We start from the raw sequence: 20,581 nt of genomic DNA, 5'->3' as shown, positions 1-20,581 counted from the left end.
GCCGGCGGACCGGCGATGTCAGATCAGCGGAAGAACCCGCGGTTCTTGGCGTTCCAGATCATGTCCTGCCAGTAGCCCCAGGCGTGGGTGCCGTTGGCGTAGTAGGTCATCAGCGGGACGCCCTGGACAAAGGCCGCGGCCTCGAAGGCCTTGGACTGTGTGAAGGCGAGCAGCTCGAGGGTCGAACCCTTGAACAGGTCGTCGAACACGTTGGGCAGTGCGTTGTAGCGGCCGAACAGACCGTTACCGGAACCGACGAACACCTTCATTCCGCGCATCAGGCCGATGTTCCAGAAGGGATCGTTCTGGAACCAGCGGATGCTCCACGGCGGGCCCCACATCGCGTCGATGTTCCACGGCTTCGGGTCGACGTCGAGCATCGCCAGGCGCAGCGCGGTACGCATGCCGGGCGCGCTCAGGAAGTTGTAACCCGAGAGCGAGCCGGCGCGGTCGAAGTGCTGACGGTTCTGGGCACCGAGGACCAGTGCGGCGTTACCACCCATGGACAGGCCCATGATGGCGTAGCGCTTCGACGGTCCGACGCGGAAGCCACGGGCGTCGAGCGCACTGATGAGAGTCCGGCTGATGACACAGTTCCAGCGGTACCGGTAGGGCTGCCGGTTGAAGTTGCTGGGTGCGTCCCAGTCCGTGTAGAAGCTCGCGGGTCCACCGATGGGCTCGACGACGTTGACGCCGGACTTCACCATCTCCTGGACGTTGGTGTTGATCTCCCAGCCGCTGTAGTCGTACTGGGCGCGCATGCCGTCGAGGAGGATGACGGTCTTGTAGTTGCCGGGCTTCTTCCAGGCGCGGACCTTGACGTTCGGCATCCCGCAGCCGTTGACCCAGAACTCCTGCTTGCCGACCTGCGTTCCGCCGATCCGGGCGTTGGCCTGGCCGGCGACGACACCGGTCAGTCCCACAACTGTCAGGATGGCGACGACAGCGGCGATCAACCGGTTGCTCATCCGGTTGCGCGCAGGCCTCGGCGCCTCGGTGGCAGCTTCACGCATGTACAGAATCTCCCTCTTCAGCCGATCGGCCGGAACTCATGGTCCCCGGTGGCCTACCGGTCCTTGTGCGTCACACATTTTTCGTCCCCCGGCTCATTGCGCGGCGCGACGTCGTTCACGAGTCGTTCTCGCATGCGATTCACCGTCGGCGAGCCTATTCGATGCCCCCGAACGTGACAAACCATGTGATCGCGATCACAACCCCCGTCACTTCGGCGTCCCAGCAGTTCAGAACGCCTCAGTCACGACCTTTCTATCGGCCGCGCCCACGGGGACGTTACCGATCCGAGATGTTCGACGGCAACTCCACAGGTTCGACCCCGCGTTTTCTCGGGATTCTCTTGGTGTCGTGTGGTTGGGTGCCGCGCCCGGGCGCGCGTCACTAGCGTGGGTTCACCGGCGGTGGCATCTCCAGGCCGCAGCGCTGGATCTCGTACTCCGGCTCACGCTGGATGCGGTAGCTGTTGAAGGTGAACGCCTGACGCAGGTTGTGCTTGAAGCGGTCGAAGGACCACGGTGCCTCGAACGAGGCGAACCGGTCCTTGGTCTCCGGGCACTGCAGCGCCACCTGGGCCTGACGGACCAGGTCCTCGTCGAGATAACCGGGCAGCACGGGGCGGCGCGGGTATGCCCCGGCCTCGGCGACGACCCACTCGCTCGGCAGGATCTTGTCGTGGCCGATACGGCCGTCCTCGAGACGCTCGGTGTGCGCGGCGAGCGGGTACGCCAGACCCATCTGGTCGATGACGCGCACATCCAGCGGGGCGTTCATGCTCGTCATGCCGAGGTTGAGGAAGTAGACGGTCACCTGCCGCTCGGCACCCTTCGGCATCACGGCGGGAAGTTGCGCCACGTACCACTCGTCGTAGTTGAACGACGGCAGGATGACGCCGCCGTCCTCGCGGTACTCGTCGATCTTCTCGACCATCGCGCTCATGCGCGGGTAGTCGAGGTAGTCCTCGGCGGTGACGGGATTCTCGTTGCCCATGTTGGTGACGTAGAAGCGGCGCTCGTCGACGATGCCGCTGCGGCCGATGTCGATGCCCGCGTTCGGCAGCACGTTGGCGTGGGTGGAGACCGCCCACACGACGACGGTGATCCACATGGCGCTCATGGCCACCGCGCCGACCAGCTGGGCCCGCGCGCGCCGGCGGTCGGCGGGGCTGGGTGCGGTCACCGGTGCAGCGGCGTCGTCCACCGGGTCGGAGATCACGGACTCGGAGTCCGTCGACGGCCGGCGACGGAATGCCGCGCCGACGTGGGCGGGAATCGTCACCGGCACGACCATCAAGGGCAACAGGGTGATGAAGACCGGAACGAGCAGCACCCGACCGTGCATGAAGTCGCCGCCCTGACGCATCCAGTAGACGATCAGCACGATGCCGGCGAGGACCACGACGGTCACGACCGCGGTCGAGGACTGCAGCCGGCGCGACCATCCGGCGAGGCGCGACGACCGGGTGTCCGTCGTCGAGTCAGCCGTTGCGTCAACCGAATCCGCGGTCGCGTCGGCACCCGTGGCGTCGGCCCTCTTCGACCGCATGCGGCCGCCGACGACCAGCAGCACCCCGGCCACCGCCGCCAGGACGACCGGCAGCACGAGCACGTAGGGGCCGAAGAGATTGGTCAGATAGGCGAAGCCCTGGTCCCACTTGGCACCGCTGGCGTCCTTCGCGACTGCGGGGTTGGGAACCAGCAGGGCGTAGTAGCCCATCCGGAAGATCTGGTAGCCGACCGGCAGGGTCCCCGCGACCACGACGACGCCCAGACGCATCTTCCAGCCGAGGGGCGCGAAGAACACCAGCAGCAGCACGAGGCCGCCGAGGATCGCCAGTTCGGGCCGGATCAGCGGCGCCAGACCGGCGGTGAAGGCGAGTACGAGCGTGGCCGCCGCGCTCCTGCGGCTCGTGCGCGGGCCGCGCCGCGCCCAGGCGACGAGCTGGCACCACAGGACGGCCGCCCAGAAGATGCAGAGTCCGTTCTCGAGCCCGCTCGTGGCGAAGTCGCGCGCGGGCGGAATGGCGATGTAGATGACCGCGCCGAACGGCAGCAGCAGGGTCCAGCCGTCGCCGGTGAGCCCGCCGATGCGTGTTCCGAACAGTCGCGCGCTGCCGTACATCGCGATCGGGATCGCGGCGACCGAGCAGACCAGCGCCACCCAGAGCGCGACGTACTCGAGTTGACCGTCGGTGAGCCACGCCCAGAACCACAGCAGGTAGGTCCAGGCGGTCGAGGTGTTCGCCTCCACCCGCTCACCGGCGTTGAAGACCGGACCGTTGCCGGCGAAGAGGTTGCGCAGCGTCCGCAGGACGATGAGTCCGTCGTCGGCGATCCACCGGCGCTGCCACGCACCGATCGCGAAGAACGTCGTGACGACGGCGGCCCCGACGACGAAACTGATGACCGCGACCTTGGTGCGGCCGGTCGTCAGCGCCCGGAATCCGGTTGGCGACTCATCAATTGACTGCATAGACCGCGACACCCACACACACCAGCCACGCCACGGCGAGCAGCTGCAGGACACGATCGCCGAGCGCGATCTCCTCGGGCTCGCCCGCGGCACCCCCGTCGACGTCGACGGCGTAACGGAGGATCGCCACGGTGAACGGCACCATCGAGATGGCGTACGCGACGTTGGTGTCGCCCTTGTCGAAGGCCCACAGGCCGTAGAAGATCACGACCGCGGTCGCCGACAGGGTCCACACGAAGCGCAGGTAGGTGGTCGTGTAGTACTCGAGGGCCTTGCGGATCTTGGCGCCCGTGCGTTCGGCGAGCTGGAGTTCGGCGTAGCGCTTACCCGCCGCCATGAAGAGCGACCCGAAGGCCATCACGAGCAGGAACCACTGCGACAGCACGATCTCGGCGGCGACACCACCGGCGATGGCGCGCAGCAGGAAGCCCGACGACACGATGCAGATGTCGATGACGGCCTGGTTCTTCAGGCCGAAGCAGTAGCCGAGCTGGATCACCAGGTAGATGGCGATGACGACGGCCGTCTGCCAGTTGGCGAGGAACGCGATGCCGATCGAGCCGACGAGGAGGACGGCGGCGAGGACATAGGCCAGGGTCACCGGGACGACGCCGGCCGCGATCGGCCGGAACCGCTTGGTCGGGTGGTTGCGGTCGGACTCGACGTCCATCGCGTCGTTGACCAGGTAGATGCTCGACGCGGCGAGGCAGAAGGCGACGAAGGCGATACCGGCGGAGCCCAGCACCGAGACGTCGGTGATGTTGCCCGCGGCGAGCGGAGCGGCGAGCACCAGGACGTTCTTGACCCACTGCCGCGGCCGGACGGCCTTGATCAGCCCGGACGTCAGGTTCTTCGGCGGTCCGAGAACCTTCCCGTGCTCGATCGGCTCCTCGCTCATGCACTCTCCCTGTGTCGTGTCACCCGCGCGATGACGGGGGACGCGGCAAGACGCAGCGTCCCGCCGGGGACCGCGGCCGTCAGGCCGAGCCGGGCCAGGACGCGCGCCGCGCGGCGGGCACGTCCGGACTCCTGGTCATTCCGGGTGGGTTCGAGCAGCACCTTATCGCCCACGATGACCGCCGCTGCGCTCGCGGCACCGATCGCGGCACCCGCGGTGACGTCGGTCGGGTAGTGCACGCCCAGCACCAGTCGGGACAGCAGCATCGGCGGGACCAGCACAGCGGGCAGCACCTTCGGGTCCCAGCCGGCGGCGCGGCCGATGAGGATCGCGGCCGCGGTGGTCGAGGTGGCGTGTGAGGACGGGAAACTCAGTTTGCTCGGCGTCGACACCCCGATGGCGATCGCCGGGTGTGCGGGCCGCGGGCGGCGCACGATCCGCTTGATGATCACCGACGCGGCGTGCGCGCCGAAGGCGCCCACTCCCGCCTCGAGCCAGAGCTGTTGCGCCCGTACGTCACCGCGGCGGCGGGCCAGGGCCCAACCGGTCCCCGAGATCGCGAGCCAGCCCAGCGCGTGCTCGCCCACGTGCGACAGTCCGCGCGCGGCCGGGCGGACGCCCGGGCGGGCGCCGAGCCCGGCCTGGATGGCGACCAGCGCCTTCTCCTCGCCGTTCAGGGGACGCGGGGTGTCGTCGGCCGGGACCTTCCCCGTCTCCGCACGGTCCTCCAGGACCGTGTCGCCCCCGCTGCCGATCACCGGACCATCAGATTCCGAAGACACCCGCCCAGCTCTCCTTCGACGTCAGGTCGCGGTGTGCGGACCTGTACTGCTGCTTCATCTCCGGGAACTTGTCCTGCAATTCCTTCACGAGGGCGAAATGTTCCCGGGCGAGCTCGATCATCTTCTCGCGGTCGCGCTGCCGGTAGACGACGCCGCGGCCGTCGGCGGTGGTGACCGTGACACCGTCGACCCGTCCGAGGGAGAACCATCGCGCCTCGATCGGTGGGAAGTTGGCCTGCGGCACCTCGTGATGCCGGGGATCGGCCGGGCGGACATTGTTCACCACCGCGGCGGTCAGCGCCTTGATCTTGCTGATCGGGTTCAGCGGTATCGAGGTCCCGAGATGCGTTGCCTCGCCCGAGGTCCGCGGCAGCTCGGTCGCCGAGGGGAGGACGACCGCGTCCGGATACTGCTTGCGCATCTGCGCGACCTTCGGCAGCGCGTGGGGCAGCAGACTGCGGATGTGATCGGGTCCGGCGAGGAAGTCCCGGATCGCCTCGTTCTGGATCGCGACCGTCGAATACTCCAGGCAGAGGAGGTGTTTCGCGGTCGCCTTGGTCATCGACCGGACGATCCCCTTGATGGGACCGTCGTGGTGGATCGAAGCGACGACGAGCCGGTTGCGCAGGTGGAAGTACGCCTGCCAGTCGATCGCGTCGTCCTTGTCGCTCCAGGCCATGTGCCAGATCGCGATACCCGGCACGGTGGCGGTGGGGTAACCGGCCTTCGACGCGCGGAGTGCGAACTCCCAGTCGTCCCACTTGATGAACAGGGGCATCGGGAGGCCGATCTGCTCCGCACATTCGCGCGGGATCATGCACATCCACCAACCGTTGCCCTCGACGTCGATCCGCCGGTGCAGGTTCTTCGAGTTCTCGCGGTCGCGCAGTGGGTGTTTGGAGAAGTTGTGGTCGTACTCGACGAACGGCGCCGCGGTCCACATGAAGGTGTCGCGCCGGATGACCTCACCCATGCAGTGGAGGTGACTGCGGTCCTGCAGGTTCAGCATCTGACCGCCGACGAGCATGGGCGCCTTCGCGAATCGCGACATGGCCAGCGCCCGCAGGATCGAGTCGGGTTCGATCGCGATGTCGTCGTCCATGTAGAGGACGTAGGGCGAGTCGGTGAGCCGCAGCGCCTCGTACATGACGCGCGCGTACCCGCCCGAGCCGCCGAGGTTGCCCTGGTCGAAGATGTGCAGCCGGTCGCCGAGAGCGGCCGCGGCCTCGGTGTACCCGGGTTCGTCGACGACCTTCCTGGTGCCCTGGTCGGGCATCATCACCGCGTCGATCACCTCGTCGACCATGGGGTCGGAGGTCAACGCGGCCAACGCGTTCACCGCGTCGGTGGGGCGGTTGAAGGTCGGGATGCCCACCGTGACGCGCTTGGTCTCCGCGTCCGGGGTCGGCGCCTCGACGGGCGCGTACCAACCGGCGGAGACGATCTCGGTGTCGGTGTCGGTGGTGACGTCGAACCAGATCCAGCCGCCGTCTTCGAAGGGGCCGAGGTCCAGCTCGAATTCGACTACGCCACGGCCGGTTTCGTCGGTGTCCACGAGGTCACCGCCGATGCCGATACGCGATCCGTCGATCTTGGAGCGGTACAGGTCGACGCGGCAGGTGCCGATCACCTCGACGCGGAGCACCACGGAGTCGAGGATGCTCCAGCGGCGCCAGTAGGCCGCGGCGAAGGCGTTGAAGTAGGTCTCGAAACTCACCTCGGACTCGGCACCGAGGAGCACCGAGGTCCGGCTGGGGGCGTGCGCCCGGCGGTTGTTGCTCTCGGACTCCACGACGTACAGCGATCGGACGTCGAGGGGTTCGCCTGCGCGCGGGAAGATCACCCGCTGCAGAAGCGATTTCGCCTTCGACGGCCCCACTCCGGCGTCGGGGATGTCGGATTGGTTCACGGGAGTCACCGTCATCTATTCGGCTCCTGCGGGGTCGGCCACCAGCGGCGCACCATCACGCAGATGCGGTGCCAGGGTGTTGTCGAACATGGTGAGCGCACTCGCGATCGCCATGTGCATGTCGAGGTACTGATAGGTGCCCAGGCGACCACCGAACAACACTCCGGCACTTGCGGTCTCGGTGCGGGCGAGGTCACGGTAGGTGGTCAGCATCGCCCGGTCCTCGGGTGTGTTGATCGGGTAGTACGGCTCGTCGTCGTTCTCGGCGAACCGGCTGAACTCCCGCATGATGACCGTCTTGTCGTCGGGGTAGGAGTCCCGCTCGGGATGAAAATGCCGGAACTCGTGGATACGGGTGAACGGGACGTCGGCGTCGTTGTAGTTCATCACCGGTGTGCCCTGGAAGTCGCCGGTGTCGAGCACCTCGGTCTCGAAGTCGAGTGTGCGCCAGCCGAGTCGGCCGGCCGAGTACTCGAAGTAACGGTCCACGGGGCCGGTGTAGACGATCGGGGCGTCGGGACTGTCCGCGCGCAGTTGCTCACGGACGTCGAACCAGTCGGTGGACAGGCGCACCTCGATGCGGTCGTCGGCCGCCATGTTCTCGAGCCACGCGGTGTAACCGTCGACCGGTAGACCCTCGTAGGTGTCGTTGAAGTAGCGGTTGTCGAAGGTGTAACGGACCGGAAGCCGGGTGATGTTGCCCGCGGGCAGTTCTTTGGGATCGGTCTGCCACTGCTTGGCGGTGTAGTGCTTGATGAACGCCTCGTACAACGGGCGGCCGATCAGGCTGATCGCCTTCTCCTCGAGGTTGCGCGCCTCGGCGGTCTCGATCTCGCTGGCCTGCTCGGCGATCAGCTTCCGCGCCTCGTCGGGACTGAAGTAACGGCCGAAGAACTGGCTGACCAGCCCGAGGCCCATCGGGAACTGGTAGGCCTGCCCGTTGTGCAGGGCGAACACCCGGTGCTGATAGCCGGTGAAGTCGGTGAACTGGTTGACGTACTCCCACACCCGCTCGTTGGACGTGTGGAACAGGTGCGCCCCGTACTTGTGGATCTCGATGCCGGTCGTCGGCTCGGCTTCGGAGTACGCGTTGCCACCGAGGTGGTCGCGCCGGTCGAGCACGAGGACCCGTTTGCCCAGCTGCGTCGCGGCCCGCTCGGCGACGGTGAGGCCGAAGAATCCGGAGCCGACGACGATCAGGTCATAGCTGCTACTGGTTGCCACGGGTCCTCAGGGTAACGGACCCTCCCTGAGTAATCTCCGAGCCACGTGGCCTGGCACGGAAGGCGGGTATTGTTTCGAACATCGGCCTGTAGCCCCCGGGCCCCATCCTCTCCTGTGATCAGTTCGGGGTTTCAGTGACGCCGCTGTTCGTACGATCGCCCGACGACCGGGTGTCCTCGCAGGCTCCGGGGCTCCCCAAGGAACACCAGGCAACGGCTCCGGTCGAGCGCATCGTCGTCGTGGTGCCCGTCCACAACGAGGCCGAGCGTCTGCCCGCGTGCCTCGAAGCCCTGCAGGCCGCGGCCACGGCGGTGCCGATCCCCGTGGAGGTGATCGTGGTGCTCGACGCCTGCGACGACGACTCCGCGACGCTGGTCACGGACGAGGTGTCGACCGTGGTGGTCGATGTCCGCTGTGTCGGCGCGGCGCGCGGAGCCGGTTTCGCGTCCGTGGTTGCGTCGTCGTCGGAACCGGACACCACGTGGTTCGCGACGACCGATGCCGATTCGACGGTTCCGCGCGACTGGTTCGCCGAGCATGTCGCCGCCGCGGACGCGGGGGCGGACGCGTACGTGGGCACGGTCACCCCGGACGGTTTCGACGAGTGGCCGGCGGGAACGGGCGAGATGTACCTGCGGGAGTACGACCCGTCCCCCGGGCACGGCCACGTCCACGGCGCCAATCTCGGCGTCCGCGCCTCGACCTACGCCGAGGTCGGCGGGTTCCGTGAGCTCGACACCGACGAGGACGTTGATCTCGTCGACCGCCTGCATGCCGCGGACGCGGTCATCGAACGGGGTGCGCACGCGCCGGTCCGCACCTCGACGCGACGCGACGGGCGCGCACGGCACGGCTTCGCGGGCTACCTGCGGCAACTGTCCGGGGCCCGGCCCGACGAGGTCGCCGGGTGACGCCCGCACGGGCACGCGCGATCGTCGGCGACCCGTCCTTCGCGCTCCCCCGCCCGGGCGGCGGACGCACCCTCGACCGGTTCGCCGCCCTCGTCCGGGCCTGCTCCGACGACATCAGCACGGGTCGCCTCGTCGAGGCGCACGCCGACGCCGACGCCATCCTCGCCGAGATCTGCGACGGCGGGACCGCCCCGGGCGAGTTCTGGGGTGTGTGGGCGGCCGAGACCCGCGGGAGCGGCGTCGACGCCCGCCGCGGCGCACACGGCTGGGAACTGAACGGGACCAAGGAGTGGTGCTCGGGCGCGTCGTCGTGCACCCACGCGCTGGTCACCGCGCGCACCGACACCGGCAACCGGTTGTTCGGCGTCGACCTCGGCCACCCGGGGGTGTCCGCGGACAGCTCGGGGTGGGCCAACGCGGGCATGCGGGACTCCGACACCGGGACCGTCACCTTCGACGCCGTGCCCGCCGACGCGATCGGCGAACCGGGCGCATACCTCGACCGTCCGGGATTCTGGCACGGCGGGATCGGGGTCGCGGCATGCTGGTTCGGCGGGGCCCGCAAGGTCGCGGCGCCGCTCTACCGCGCGGCCGCCCGTTCCGACGACCCGCTGCTGCTGATGCACGCCGGCGCGGTCGACGCCCATCTCGCGTCCGGTTGGGCGCATCTGCAGGCCGCGGCACGCGAGATCGACACCGACCCGGGCGCGCCGTCGAAACGACTCGCCTTCGCCGTGCGCTGGTCGGTCGAACAGGTCGCGACCGCGGTGATCGACCGGGTGGGACGCGCGCTCGGTCCCGGCCCGCTGTCCGCCGACGCCGGCCACGCGCAGGCCGTCGCCGATCTCACCGTCTACATCCGGCAGTCCCACGCCGATCGAGACCTCGCAGTACTCGGCGCACTGACCGACGGCGTCCCACCCGGACCGGGATCGGCGGGTCCATGACCGCCGACTGCTCCCCCTCGACGCACCGCTTCGGCGCCACCCCCACCTCGGCGGAGGGAACTCCCGAAGTCGAATGGCAACGGTGGTTCGCCGCGCGGGGTCCGTGGCCCGACTTCGAGCCGGGCGTCCGGCGGCTCGTGGTCCTGGCCGCCCATCCCGACGACGAGGTACTCGGGGTCGGCGGGCTGATGGCGGCTGCCCACCGACGTGGCATCGAGGTCGTCGCGCTCTGCCTGTCCGACGGCTCGGCGTCGCACCCTGGTTCGCCCACGCTCTCGCCCGCCGAGCTGGCGATCCGACGACGCGCCGAAGTGGACTCCGCGACATCGGTTCTGGGCATCGAACCGACGCGATGGTGCGGGCTCGGCGACGGCACGCTCGCCGACCACGAGGACGAGATCGAGGCCATCGTCGAGCACACCCTCGCCGAGCAGCCCGAGACCCCGACGGCCCTGCTGGCGGTGTGGGCGCACGACGGTCATCCCGACCACGAGGCCGTCGGACGGGGTGCCCGACGCGTCGGCGACCGATGTGGCGTCCCCGTCTGGATGTATCCGATCTGGATGTGGCACTGGGCGACACCCGACGATCCCGACATCCCGTGGGAGCGGATGCGGACCTTCGTCCTCGACGACGATCTCGAGGCCGCCAAACGAGAGGCCGTGCAGGCCTTCGACACCCAGATCCGCCCGCTGTCACCCGCCCCCGAAGACGCCACCGTCCTCGGACGGCACATCCTCGACCGCCTGCTCCGCGATCGGGAGTTCGTCTTCGTGTGAACTCAAGACGCTCACGACATCGGCATCGACGAGGGCCCGGGACGGCACTCGACACCGACGATCATCAGGACGGATGACATGGCCGACGACCACACCGCCGGGAGCCGAGAAGGGCTCGCCGACAACTATTTCCACGACATGTACCGAGACAGCGACGACCCCTGGGGCTTCACGTCGCGGTGGTACGAACAACGAAAGTACGCCCTCAGCCTGGCGGCCTTGAGCTCTCCCCGGTACGGGTCGGTGTTCGAGCCCGGCTGCTCGGTCGGCGTGCTCAGCGCGCAGTTGGCCACGCGCGCCGATCATCTGCTGTGCACGGACGTCAGTCCGCGCGCGGTGGAGCTCGCACGCGAGCGACTCGACGGCCACGACTCCGTCGAGGTGCGCGTCGGCGACATCGTCTCCGACTGGCCGCCCGGCCGGTTCGACCTGATCGTCCTCAGTGAGGTCCTCTACTACCTCGGTGACGCGGATCTCGACGAACTGATCGCGCGGTTGCCGGAATGTCTGACCCCGACGGGCGAGGTGCTCGCGGTGCACTGGCGGTGGCGGGTCGAGGAGTACCCGCGAACCGGTGACGAGGTGCACGCGGCCCTGCGGTCGTCGGCGTTGCACCCGTCAGCGTCGTACTCGGACACGGACTTCTGCGTCGACGTGATGACTTCGTCACCCATCGGGTCGGTCGCGCAACGAGAAGGACTCGTCACCGTCGCGGACACGCACCGTACGGCATAATGATCTCTTTGAACGCCTGGGGGAGTTCGAAGCCCGCGCTTTGCTGTCGGTCCAGTCGAAGCGCTCTGAACAACGTCTCACGAGGAGGCAGGAGTGACCGAGTTGGCGGACTTCGGGGCTCAGATGACGCGCATCGCCGGCGAGATGCGCCGCGAGAGCGACGACACCGAAGCAGCGCTGCGTTCGATGACCAAATTCGCGGTCGACGCCATTCCGGGAGCCGAGTACGCGACCGTGACCCTCGTCGCGAACGGCACCATCGAGACGCCGGTGATGGTCGGCGACCTCGGCGGCCAGGCCGACAATCTGCAGCGAGAACTGGGCGAGGGCCCGTGCATCCGGGCTGCGGTCTCCGATCTCACCGTCTGGATCGACGACATGCGGACCGAGACGCGCTGGCCGAACTTCGCGGCTGCGGCAGCCGATCTCGGTATCCGGTCGATGGCCTGCTTCTACCTCTACATCGACGGCGATGACTCGGCCGCGCTGAATCTTCACAGCACCGAACCGGCGGCATTCACCGCCGAGGCCCGTCAACTCGGCGAGCTGTTCGCCGCGCACGCCGCGACCGCCCTCGGGGCCATCCAGGAGAAGCAGCAACTGCGCGCCGCGCTCGGCTCGCGCGACATCATCGGCCAGGCCAAGGGCATGATCATGGAGCGCTACCGGCTCGACGCCGACGAAGCGTTCGCACTGCTCGCCAGGTTGTCGCAGGACACCAACACCAAACTCGTGGAGGTCGCCACCCAGATCGTCGAGGCGGGACCGGAAGGCGACTGAGCTCTCAGCGGAACGCGTCGCGCTTCGGGAAACCGAGCGCGGGGATGCCGCCGCGATCCTGGTAGCGCTCGAGCCCCTTGCCGACGAGGACCCGCGGTCCGGTGGCCGGGGTGAAGAACATCATCCCCTTCTCGAAGAGCTGGGTGACGCCCGCGGCGTCGGGGGTCAGGGTCGGCACACCGAGCGCCTGGCCCAGCGGTCCGGTGATCCCGCCGAGGTCCGCGAACCGTCCGTTCATCGCCGACGTCGCCATGTCGAGGAACTTCGACGATCCGGGCAGGATCTGTTCGGCGAGCTGGTTGAGGCTGCCGAAATCGATACCCCCGCCGCCGGGCGACGCCGGGCCGGTGGGCGGTTTGACGATCCGCGGCGGCGAGGGCTGACCCTGGACCGCGAACCACGACGACTTCAGCTGCAGCTTGGTTCGAGCTTCCTCGCCACTCACCTCCGCGGTCCCGCCGGAGCCGACCGCGCGCACCTTGATCGCGCGTCCGTGTTCGGCGCCCAGGCCGTTGGCCTCGATCACCTCGAAGCTCCGCAGCGCACCGACTCCGAACGCCGATCCGATGCTGCCCGCGCTGACGGTGGCGGTCCAGTTGTGGTTGGGCGAGACCGTGTCGCCCTCGTCGACGACGGCCGGGAAACGTCCGCCGGCCGTGTAGCCGCCGGTCGACGCGGAGAACTCGGTGAAGGCCGGTTGACCGTTCTGCATCAGGATCTGGCCGGCGGTGGCGTCGGCGGCCGCGTTGGTCCGGCGGTCCTCGCCCGAGACACCGCCGTAGACCTGCGAATTCTGGGTGTCGTCGATCTTCTTGCCGCCCGCGATCGCCGCTAGTGCGTAGGTGCGGGCCGCCACGGCCTGCGCCTGCAGCGCCGCCGCGCCGCCGGAGTCGCCCCAGGCGGGCAGGCTCTCGCGCGGGATGACGCCCTTGACGTAGTCGTCGATGTGGATGCGATTGACCACGCGCCCGCCTTCGAGTCCCATGGCCCCGCGGTAGGCCTTGTTCGATCCGCAGAACTTGAGGAATTCACCGGCCGGGCGGTTGGGCGCCATGCTGAGGGGTTCGACGAAGGTGGCCGGCACCGACCGCACCACACCGCCGCCGCACCCGCTGCGGATGGTGGCCGTGCCCCCGGACAGGCTGACCGCCTGCCCGGGAGCCACCGTCTGACCACCGACTCGCATGCCGGCGTCCGCGTGCACATTCACCGAGCCCTGACCCGTGAGGGCCACCAGGATCTCGGGCCTGTCCACCTTCCCCGCGGTGGTGCCACCGTAGTAGTGGCGCAAGATCTGCTGTGCCGTCCAGCCCTTGCGGGCGTAGCCGTACGCTCCCCATTGCCCCATTCCGCGGCCGTGGCCATGACCGTGCCCGATCAGCGTCACCGTCGACCCGACCGAGAGCTCGACCTGTTCGGCCGATTCCGATGAGCTCGCGACAGCGAGTCCACCGGCCAGCAGTGCGGGCGCCAGCCCCGCCGCGGCCCAGGTCAACGCGCGGTTGCGGGCCCGTCCGGGCCGCGCACCGCTCGCCGGCCATCGCGGCAGAAGCCGTGTAGGTCGGGCTTTGGTCACTGCAGAACACATCCTTCGGTCGCGACGACACCAGCCGCGGGCGGCGAACTTCTGCACCGCTCGTAACGCCTGTGACTGATGTGACGATTGGGACTTAAGTGACCCTAGTGAATTCAGATGCCGATCACCAACCCGAGGGGATCACAACCGGATCACGAGTTGCCCGGGCCGCCGTGACCTCTGGCGCGGGGGTCAGGTCCCCGGATTCATTGCCACCTCATCGTCGAGCATCAACACATCAGTCACATCCGTCACACAGATAACAAGAACATCACGAGTTACCGATGCGCGGCGTGTGTCGCCGCCGTCGTCGATGCCTGACGGCGACGATGACCGCCGTACCGAGCACAGTCGACGACTTCGAAGTCCTGGTGGCTTCGACGCCGTCGGCTGCGCTGATGTCGACGGCTGAGCGGACCCGACCACACCCCCGGAGCACCAGCGCCGCGGTCCGACCAACCTGCGAGGAGACCTGAGTGCGTTACCCCAGACCGAAACCTTCGATCGCGCTCGCCGCGATCGCCGCCGCGGTCGTCGCGAGCCCGTTCGTGGTGATCGCGAGCCAGTCCGAACCACAGTTGGTGGACAACAAGCAGACGGTCTCCAACACCGAGATCGAGCAGGTCCCGTTACGGGAACTGCCCGCCGCCATCGTCGACGTGGCGACGTCCGGCCTCGCCGCGGCGGGGGTCGAACTGCCGCCGATCGATCCGGACGCGTTCCCGCTGCCGGATCTGACGGTCCCGCTGCCGAAGGGTCTCGTCCCGGGAGCCGGCTCATCGTCGAGCACCGATCCCTCTGCCCCGTCGGGATCGCCGTCGAGGGAGTCATCGGCAGAATCGTCGCCGCCGGAATCCCCCTCGGCAGAATCGTCGCCGCCGGAAACCAGCTCGGAGACAACCGAACCCGCCGCCACCCCGACGACCGAGGCGCCCAGCAGCAGCGAGCGGTCGGCACCGTCGACGACGCGGGAACAGCCGGCGCCTCGAGGTGACCGGGCACCGGGGACCCCGACCCGATCGAACCCGAGCAGCACGACCCCGGCGACACCGACGATGGCCGACGGCCGCGAGGTCGGGGCGGCGGTCACGCACATCGTGCGCGAGGCGCCGATCAAGATGGTGGCGTTCACCTGGGAGCGACCCGTGGACGTCGACCTCAAGCTGCGTGCGAAGAACCCCGACGGCAAGTGGGGACCGTGGACGGTCCTGGAGCAGATCTCCCGCGGACAGGCGCCCAGCGCGAAGAACCCGGTCGGTACCGAACCGGTCTGGGTGGGCGACGCACGTGAGGTGCAGGTCGCCGCGAGCAAGGACGGCCTCGCGATCCCGGCGGCGGAAACCCAGGGCGGCGATCTCGCCCAGCTGGCCGTCGGCACCGCGAGCACGGTGGTGACGGAGTTGGCCACGGTTGCCCTCAATGCGCTGAAGGCGACGCTCATCAGCCCCGAGAGCCTGCTCGGCCTGGGTTCGTCGTTGCTGTCGCCGCTGACCGGCGGACCGCAGGTCGTGGCCCGCCAGGCCTGGGGCGCCGACGAGTCCATCCGGTGTTCGCAGCCGGTGTACTCGCCGCAGATGCGCGGTGCGATCGTGCACCACACGGCCGGCAGCAACGACTACACCCCGCAGCAGTCCGCGGAGATCGTCCGGGGCATCTACGCCTATCACGCACGCAGCCTGAACTGGTGCGACATCGGGTACAACGTGCTCATCGACAAGTACGGCCAGATCTTCGAGGGCGCGTTCGGCGGACTCGACCGCAATGTCGAGGGCACGCACACCGGCGGGTTCAACAAGGAGACCCTCGGGGTGTCGATGATCGGCAACCTCGAGGAGGCGCCGCCGACCGCGGCGATGGTGTCGGCGACCGGCAAGTTCCTGCGCTGGCGCCTCGGCAAGGCCGGACTCAACCCGGCGGGCACGGCGACGCTGACCTCAGAGGGGTTCGCGGGCACCAAGTTCGCGGCGGGCACGCAGTCGAACCTGCCGGTCATCTCCGGGCACCGCGACTACAACAGCACCAGCTGTCCGGGAGTCCACGGCTACGCGGCGCTCACCGCGATCCGGGCGCTCGCCGGCGGCGCCCCGCCGGCACCCGAACCGACGCCGCCCGCCGATCCCGCAGCCCCGGCACCTCCGCCGGCCGCACCCGGTGCCCCCGCGCCGCCGGTCGAACCGGGTGCCCCCGCCCCGGTGCCGCCGGCGGCCTGAGCCGGGTCCGGCGATTCGCGGGGACGGATCAGGTTCCGGCGAACCAACGCTCGAGCACCTTCGCGACGCCGTCGTCATTGTTGCCCACGGTGACCTCGTCGGCGGCGTCGAGTGCGGTCGGATGACCGTGTCCCATCGCGACCCCGTGGCCCGCCCAGGTGAGCATCTCGGCGTCATTGGGCATGTCGCCGAACGCGATCACCGCATCGACGGGGAGTCCGGTGAGCTCGGCGAGCCGGGCGAGTCCAGACGCCTTGTGTGTGCCCGGTACGGACAGCTCGATGAGCCCGTTGTCGGTGGAGAAGGTCACCTGGGCGAGGTCGCCGACCATCGGCTCCAGACGACGAGCCATCTCGTCGGAGGCCATGCCCGGCTTACGGACCAGGAGTTTCACGGCCGGATCGCCGAACACCTCGTCGTCACCGACCTCGACGTGGTCGGGGTTGAGCCATGCGTGTTCGTAGCCGGCGCTCGCGACGAACGGTGCGGTCGCGGCGTCGTGTGCGGAACGGCCCGCCCGCTCGGCCGCGATGCCGCATCCCGGGATCTGCTGGTAGGCGATCTCGCCGAGTTTGACCAGGGCGTCGGGTTCGAGATTGGCCGACCAGAGCACGTGGTCGTGCTCGGCGTCGTAGATGATGGCGCCGTTGGCGCACACCGCGTACCGGACGAACGCGTCGGTGCCGGCGAACTGGTCGGTGATCTCGGCGATCCAGCGCGGGGGGCGACCGGTGGCCAGCACGAATTCCGTACCGGCGGCACGGGCGGCGGCGAGCACGGCCAGCGTGCGCGGGGAGACCCGGTTCTCGTCGTCGATGAGGGTTCCGTCCACGTCGCTGGCGATGAGTGTGGGTGGACCGAATGTCATCAGCGTCTGCTTTCTCTCGACCGTGATCTCTCGGCGGCTCGTCTCGCCCGCGCCTCGGCTTTGCGGAGCGCCTCGTCGGCTTCGATCACCGCGGCTTCCTGAGGTGTCGGTGCCGAACCGCCCAGTCGCGACGGAACCCAGAACTCACCCGGCGGGTGCGGACCGTAGGCGTCCTGGACCTCGAGGAGCATCGAGTTCATGGTGTCGCGGAGCCTCAGGGTCTCACGCTCGGGGGACTCGCCCGGAGCTGGGGTGAACGGCAGACCGAACCGGACATGCACCGGCAGCCGGCTCCGGCCGATGTTCCGCAGTCCGCCCTTCGTCCACTGGCGGTGGGCACCCCACACGATCGCCGGGATGATGGGCACCCCGGTCTCGGCGGCCATCCGGGCCGCACCGCTCTTGAACTCCTTGAGCTCGAAGCTGCGGCTGATCGTCGCCTCCGGATAGACCGCGACGATGTGGCCGTCCCGCAGCCGCCCGAGCGCGGCTCGATAGGCCTCGGCGCCGCGCGACCGGTCCACCGGGACGGTCTTGGTGTGGTTGACCAGGAACCGCATGATCCCGATGTCCATGACCTCGGACTTGATGAGAAAACGGGTCCGGCGTCCGGCCCGCTGCACCCCGAGCGCGAGCGGCAGGAAGTCGACGTAGCCGGTGTGGTTGACGCACAGCACGGCGCCGCCGGAGTCGGGGATGTTGTCGATGCCGGTGAAGTGCAGGTCGAGAGCCTGCGCCCGGACGATCCCGTTGGCGATGAGCTCCAAGGTGCGATACACCGGCTCGCGGTGTCCGTGCCTGGCTGCGCTCATGGGTCCAGGTTAACGCCGCCTCACCGGCCGACAGTCGATCAGACGACCCCGGGGTCGTCCTTCCGCGGCTCGCGTTTGGCGGCACGTTCCGCCTGCTCCTGGGCGTCCATCCGGTTGGCCTCCTCGAGTGTCGGCGCCGAACCGCCGAGCCGGGCGGGGACCCAGAACTCACCCTTCGGGTGCTCGCCGTAGGCATCCTGCAGTTCGAGGAGTTTCGCACTCATGACCTCGTGCAGCTTGGCCGTGAGGGCGTCGGCGCTGCCCGTGGCCTCGAGGGGCTCGCAGACGCCGATGGAGATCTTGTACCCGGTGCGCCCCAGCTGTTTGGGGTGCCCCTTGGTCCACACACGCTGCGCACCCCAGATCACCGTGGGGACGATCGGCGCGCCGGATTCGATCGCCATGCGGGCGGCACCGGACTTGAAGGCCTTCAGCTCGAAGCTCCGGCTGATCGTCGCCTCGGGGTAGACGCCGACGAGCTCGCCGCGCTTGAGGTACTCGACCGCGTTGCGGTAGCTGTCCGCACCCTGCGCGCGGTCGACGGGAATGTGCTTGAGCGAACGCATGATCGGCCCGGAGATCTTGTTGTCGAAGACCTCCTTCTTCGCCATGAAGCGGACCTTGCGACGACCCTGCAGGTAGGCCGGGATCCCCGCGTAGGTGAAGTCCAGGTAGCCGGTGTGGTTGATTGCGACGACGCCGGGGCCATCGGCCGGTACGTGTTCCACACCCGACACCTTGAACTTCAGACCTTCGGCCAGCCACAACAGGCGGGCGGCGGTGATCACGGTGTCGTACACGGGTTCCATGCGAGAGAGCTTAGCCACTATCCCCCGGGCGCCCTCGCCGCCGTCGGCGGCCTGGTCGCCGTGACCGGCCGTTCATCGCCCCAGGACCCGTGAGACTCCTCACGGTGAGCATCCCGCGGGACTCATGGCCCACGCACCGGCCCGGCACGGCTCGATACCCTGGACGTCTGTAGTGCCCTGCCGCGCAGCCCCGCGCACACCATGAAAGGCCCCTTCGTGCAGATCACCAGCATCGGTCATGCCGGTTTCCACATCCAGACCACCGCCGGATCGATCCTCTGCGACCCCTGGGTCAACCCGACGTACTTCGCCTCCTGGGTGCCCTTCCCGGACAACTCCGAACTCGACTGGAAGACGCTCGGCGACTGCGATTACCTCTACGTCTCGCACCTGCACCGCGACCACTTCGACGAGCGGAACCTGCGCGAGAACGTGAACAAGGACGCCACCGTCCTGCTCCCCGACTACCCGGTGCCGGACCTGCGCCGCGAACTCGAGAAGCTCGGATTCTCCAAGTTCGTGGAAACCACCGACTCGGTCAAGACGACGGTGACGAACGACAAGGGTTCGTTGGACGTCATGATCATCGCGTTGCGGGCGCCCGCCGACGGCCCGATCGGCGACAGTGGACTCATCGTCTCCGACGGCGAGACGGTGTGCTTCAACATGAACGACGCCCGGCCGATCGACCTGGACGTCGTCGACGAGGCGTTCGGGCACGTCGACGTCCACCTGCTGCAGTACTCCGGCGCGATCTGGTACCCGATGGTCTACGACATCCCGCGGAAGTCCAAGGCCAACTTCGCCTCTCAGAAACGTCAGCGCGGAATGGACCGTGCGCGTTCCTATATCGAGCAGGTCGGGGCGACGTGGGTGGTGCCGTCGGCCGGACCGCCGATGTTCCTCGACGAGGAGCTGTTCTACCTCAACGACTTCGGGTCCGGCGAGACCGCGGACACCACGTCGATCTTCCCGGACCAGGAGACCTTCCTGGAGCAGATGCGCATCCACGGCACCGACGACGGCGAGAAGCACCGCGGTCTGATGATGGTGTCGGGTTCGGTCGCCGACTTCTCGGGACCGACGCTGAACGAGGTCACCCATCCCTACGCGCCCGCCGATGTCTTCGGCGAGAACAAGCGGGCCTACCTCGAGCGGATGAAGGAGAAGTTCGCACCGGTCATCGCCGCGGAGAAGGCCACGTGGGCACCGGCCGAGGGCGAGCCGCTGATCGGCGCCCTCCGCGAGCTGTTCGAGCCGATCATGGCGCAGTCGGATCTGATCTGCGACGGCATCGGCTACCCCGTCGGACTGGTGATGACCCCCGGCGGCGGCCCGGCCAACGACGCCACCGAGACCGTCGTGATCGACTTCCCGAACCGCATCGTGCGCGAGCCCAAGGAGGGAGAGGGCAAGTACCGCTACGGTTTCCGGATCGCCACCGAGCTGGTCCGGACCGTCCTGCGCGACAACGAGCCCGACTGGGTCAACACCATCTTCCTGTCGACGCGGTTCACCACCTGGCGCATCGGCGGTTACAACGAGTTCCTCTACACCTTCTTCAAGTGCCTGACCGACGAACGGATCGCTTACGCCGACGGCTGGTTCGCCGAAGCACACGACGACTCGGCGTCGATCACCAAGGACGGCTGGGAGATCCAGCGGCGCTGCCCGCACCTCAAGGCCGATCTCGGCAAGTTCGGGGTCATCGAGGGCGAGAAGCTGACCTGCAATCTGCACGGATGGCAGTGGGATCTGCCCACGGGACGCTGCCTGACGTCGAAGGGGCATGAACTCCGCGCGTCGAAGCTCGACTCGTAGCCGGATCGAGGAGTGCGGGATTCGTACCGGATTCCGG

The 20,581-nt window shown here is 68.5% G+C and carries 17 protein-coding genes; 7 read left to right on the top strand and 10 right to left on the bottom strand.

What is annotated here, in order from left to right; all coding sequences use genetic code 11:
• Positions 1 to 23: 23 nt before the first annotated feature.
• The 6 genes from JW364_RS00280 to glf all read right to left on the bottom strand — a co-directional run bounded on the left by JW364_RS00280 (position 24) and on the right by glf (position 8,296).
• Positions 24 to 1,013, bottom strand: a complete 990-nt coding sequence (locus tag JW364_RS00280; RefSeq protein WP_165629202.1) for an alpha/beta hydrolase family protein — start codon at positions 1,011 to 1,013, stop codon at positions 24 to 26.
• A 382-nt stretch (positions 1,014 to 1,395) separates the two neighbouring features.
• The gene (gene zomB / locus JW364_RS00275; protein WP_240198441.1) at positions 1,396 to 3,483 is read right to left on the bottom strand and encodes a flagellar motor control protein ZomB; all 2,088 of its coding nucleotides are present in this window, start codon (positions 3,481 to 3,483) and stop codon (positions 1,396 to 1,398) included.
• Positions 3,470 to 4,381 (bottom strand): decaprenyl-phosphate phosphoribosyltransferase, encoded by a 912-nt coding sequence (locus JW364_RS00270; RefSeq protein ID WP_065631254.1) that lies wholly within the window; start codon positions 4,379 to 4,381, stop codon positions 3,470 to 3,472. Before JW364_RS00270 ends, zomB begins: the two co-directional genes overlap by 14 nt.
• Complete coding sequence (locus JW364_RS00265) at positions 4,378 to 5,163, bottom strand: phosphatase PAP2 family protein (RefSeq protein ID WP_374100779.1); 786 nt, start codon at positions 5,161 to 5,163, stop codon at positions 4,378 to 4,380. Before JW364_RS00265 ends, JW364_RS00270 begins: the two co-directional genes overlap by 4 nt.
• A complete protein-coding gene (locus tag JW364_RS00260) occupies positions 5,147 to 7,087 on the bottom strand; it encodes a glycosyltransferase (RefSeq protein ID WP_205333300.1) in 1,941 nt (646 codons plus the stop codon). Before JW364_RS00260 ends, JW364_RS00265 begins: the two co-directional genes overlap by 17 nt.
• Positions 7,088 to 8,296 (bottom strand): UDP-galactopyranose mutase, encoded by a 1,209-nt coding sequence (glf, locus tag JW364_RS00255; protein ID WP_205333301.1) that lies wholly within the window; start codon positions 8,294 to 8,296, stop codon positions 7,088 to 7,090.
• A 170-nt stretch (positions 8,297 to 8,466) separates the two neighbouring features.
• Between glf and JW364_RS00250 the strand changes: the two genes are divergently transcribed.
• The 5 genes from JW364_RS00250 (at position 8,467) to JW364_RS00230 (ending at position 12,448) form a co-directional block, all read left to right on the top strand.
• On the top strand, positions 8,467 to 9,207 hold the full coding sequence (locus JW364_RS00250) for a glycosyltransferase (RefSeq protein ID WP_307814662.1): 741 nt from the start codon (positions 8,467 to 8,469) through the stop codon (positions 9,205 to 9,207).
• Positions 9,204 to 10,154 (top strand): acyl-CoA dehydrogenase family protein, encoded by a 951-nt coding sequence (locus tag JW364_RS00245; RefSeq protein WP_065631256.1) that lies wholly within the window; start codon positions 9,204 to 9,206, stop codon positions 10,152 to 10,154. The genes JW364_RS00250 and JW364_RS00245 overlap by 4 nt, the downstream gene beginning before the upstream one ends.
• Positions 10,151 to 10,933, top strand: coding sequence for a PIG-L deacetylase family protein (locus JW364_RS00240; protein WP_205333303.1), 783 nt, complete (start codon positions 10,151 to 10,153; stop codon positions 10,931 to 10,933). The genes JW364_RS00245 and JW364_RS00240 overlap by 4 nt, the downstream gene beginning before the upstream one ends.
• A gap of 78 nt (positions 10,934 to 11,011) precedes the next feature.
• On the top strand, positions 11,012 to 11,668 hold the full coding sequence (locus JW364_RS00235) for a class I SAM-dependent methyltransferase (RefSeq protein ID WP_068971467.1): 657 nt from the start codon (positions 11,012 to 11,014) through the stop codon (positions 11,666 to 11,668).
• A gap of 93 nt (positions 11,669 to 11,761) precedes the next feature.
• Positions 11,762 to 12,448 carry a GAF and ANTAR domain-containing protein gene (locus tag JW364_RS00230; RefSeq protein ID WP_083207389.1) on the top strand — a complete coding sequence of 229 codons (687 nt, stop codon included), beginning with the start codon at positions 11,762 to 11,764 and terminating at the stop codon, positions 12,446 to 12,448.
• Between the two features lie 4 nt (positions 12,449 to 12,452).
• On the opposite strand, the gene JW364_RS00225 is transcribed toward JW364_RS00230, so the two are convergent.
• Entirely contained in the window at positions 12,453 to 14,036 is a 1,584-nt protein-coding gene (locus JW364_RS00225; RefSeq protein ID WP_240198440.1) for a SpoIID/LytB domain-containing protein, read from the bottom strand.
• A 464-nt stretch (positions 14,037 to 14,500) separates the two neighbouring features.
• Between JW364_RS00225 and JW364_RS00220 the strand changes: the two genes are divergently transcribed.
• A complete protein-coding gene (locus JW364_RS00220) occupies positions 14,501 to 16,234 on the top strand; it encodes an N-acetylmuramoyl-L-alanine amidase (protein WP_065631259.1) in 1,734 nt (577 codons plus the stop codon).
• Between the two features lie 28 nt (positions 16,235 to 16,262).
• On the opposite strand, the gene JW364_RS00215 is transcribed toward JW364_RS00220, so the two are convergent.
• Genes JW364_RS00215 through JW364_RS00205 form a run of 3 tightly spaced genes read right to left on the bottom strand, consistent with a single transcriptional unit; the run spans position 16,263 to position 18,723 of the window.
• Entirely contained in the window at positions 16,263 to 17,102 is an 840-nt protein-coding gene (locus JW364_RS00215) for a Cof-type HAD-IIB family hydrolase (protein WP_065631260.1), read from the bottom strand.
• Positions 17,102 to 17,914: a 1-acyl-sn-glycerol-3-phosphate acyltransferase gene (locus JW364_RS00210; protein WP_205333304.1), complete on the bottom strand. Its 813-nt coding sequence runs from the start codon at positions 17,912 to 17,914 to the stop codon at positions 17,102 to 17,104. Before JW364_RS00210 ends, JW364_RS00215 begins: the two co-directional genes overlap by 1 nt.
• A 38-nt stretch (positions 17,915 to 17,952) precedes the next feature.
• Positions 17,953 to 18,723, bottom strand: coding sequence for a 1-acyl-sn-glycerol-3-phosphate acyltransferase (locus JW364_RS00205; protein WP_058250924.1), 771 nt, complete (start codon positions 18,721 to 18,723; stop codon positions 17,953 to 17,955).
• 216 nt (positions 18,724 to 18,939) lie between these two features.
• On the opposite strand from JW364_RS00205, the gene JW364_RS00200 reads away from it, so the two are divergent.
• Positions 18,940 to 20,544 carry a Rieske 2Fe-2S domain-containing protein gene (locus JW364_RS00200; RefSeq protein ID WP_205333305.1) on the top strand — a complete coding sequence of 535 codons (1,605 nt, stop codon included), beginning with the start codon at positions 18,940 to 18,942 and terminating at the stop codon, positions 20,542 to 20,544.
• Positions 20,545 to 20,581: the final 37 nt, after the last annotated feature.

The organism is Gordonia sp. BP-119, assembly GCF_016924115.1.
Lineage (GTDB): Bacteria > Actinomycetota > Actinomycetes > Mycobacteriales > Mycobacteriaceae > Gordonia > Gordonia hongkongensis.
The sequence above is the reverse complement of the archived record's forward strand: the minus strand, read 5'-3'. Positions and strand labels throughout refer to the sequence as shown.

Coding starts and splice junctions, on each gene's coding strand:
- JW364_RS00280 (WP_165629202.1), bottom strand. CDS start 1,013: ATGCGTGAAGCTGCCACCGAGGCGCCGAGGCCTGCGCGCAACCGGATG.
- zomB (WP_240198441.1), bottom strand. CDS start 3,483: ATGCAGTCAATTGATGAGTCGCCAACCGGATTCCGGGCGCTGACGACC.
- JW364_RS00270 (WP_065631254.1), bottom strand. CDS start 4,381: ATGAGCGAGGAGCCGATCGAGCACGGGAAGGTTCTCGGACCGCCGAAG.
- JW364_RS00260 (WP_205333300.1), bottom strand. CDS start 7,087: ATGACGGTGACTCCCGTGAACCAATCCGACATCCCCGACGCCGGAGTG.
- JW364_RS00240 (WP_205333303.1), top strand. CDS start 10,151: ATGACCGCCGACTGCTCCCCCTCGACGCACCGCTTCGGCGCCACCCCC.
- JW364_RS00235 (WP_068971467.1), top strand. CDS start 11,012: ATGGCCGACGACCACACCGCCGGGAGCCGAGAAGGGCTCGCCGACAAC.
- JW364_RS00225 (WP_240198440.1), bottom strand. CDS start 14,036: ATGTGTTCTGCAGTGACCAAAGCCCGACCTACACGGCTTCTGCCGCGA.
- JW364_RS00215 (WP_065631260.1), bottom strand. CDS start 17,102: ATGACATTCGGTCCACCCACACTCATCGCCAGCGACGTGGACGGAACC.
- JW364_RS00210 (WP_205333304.1), bottom strand. CDS start 17,914: ATGAGCGCAGCCAGGCACGGACACCGCGAGCCGGTGTATCGCACCTTG.
- JW364_RS00205 (WP_058250924.1), bottom strand. CDS start 18,723: ATGGAACCCGTGTACGACACCGTGATCACCGCCGCCCGCCTGTTGTGG.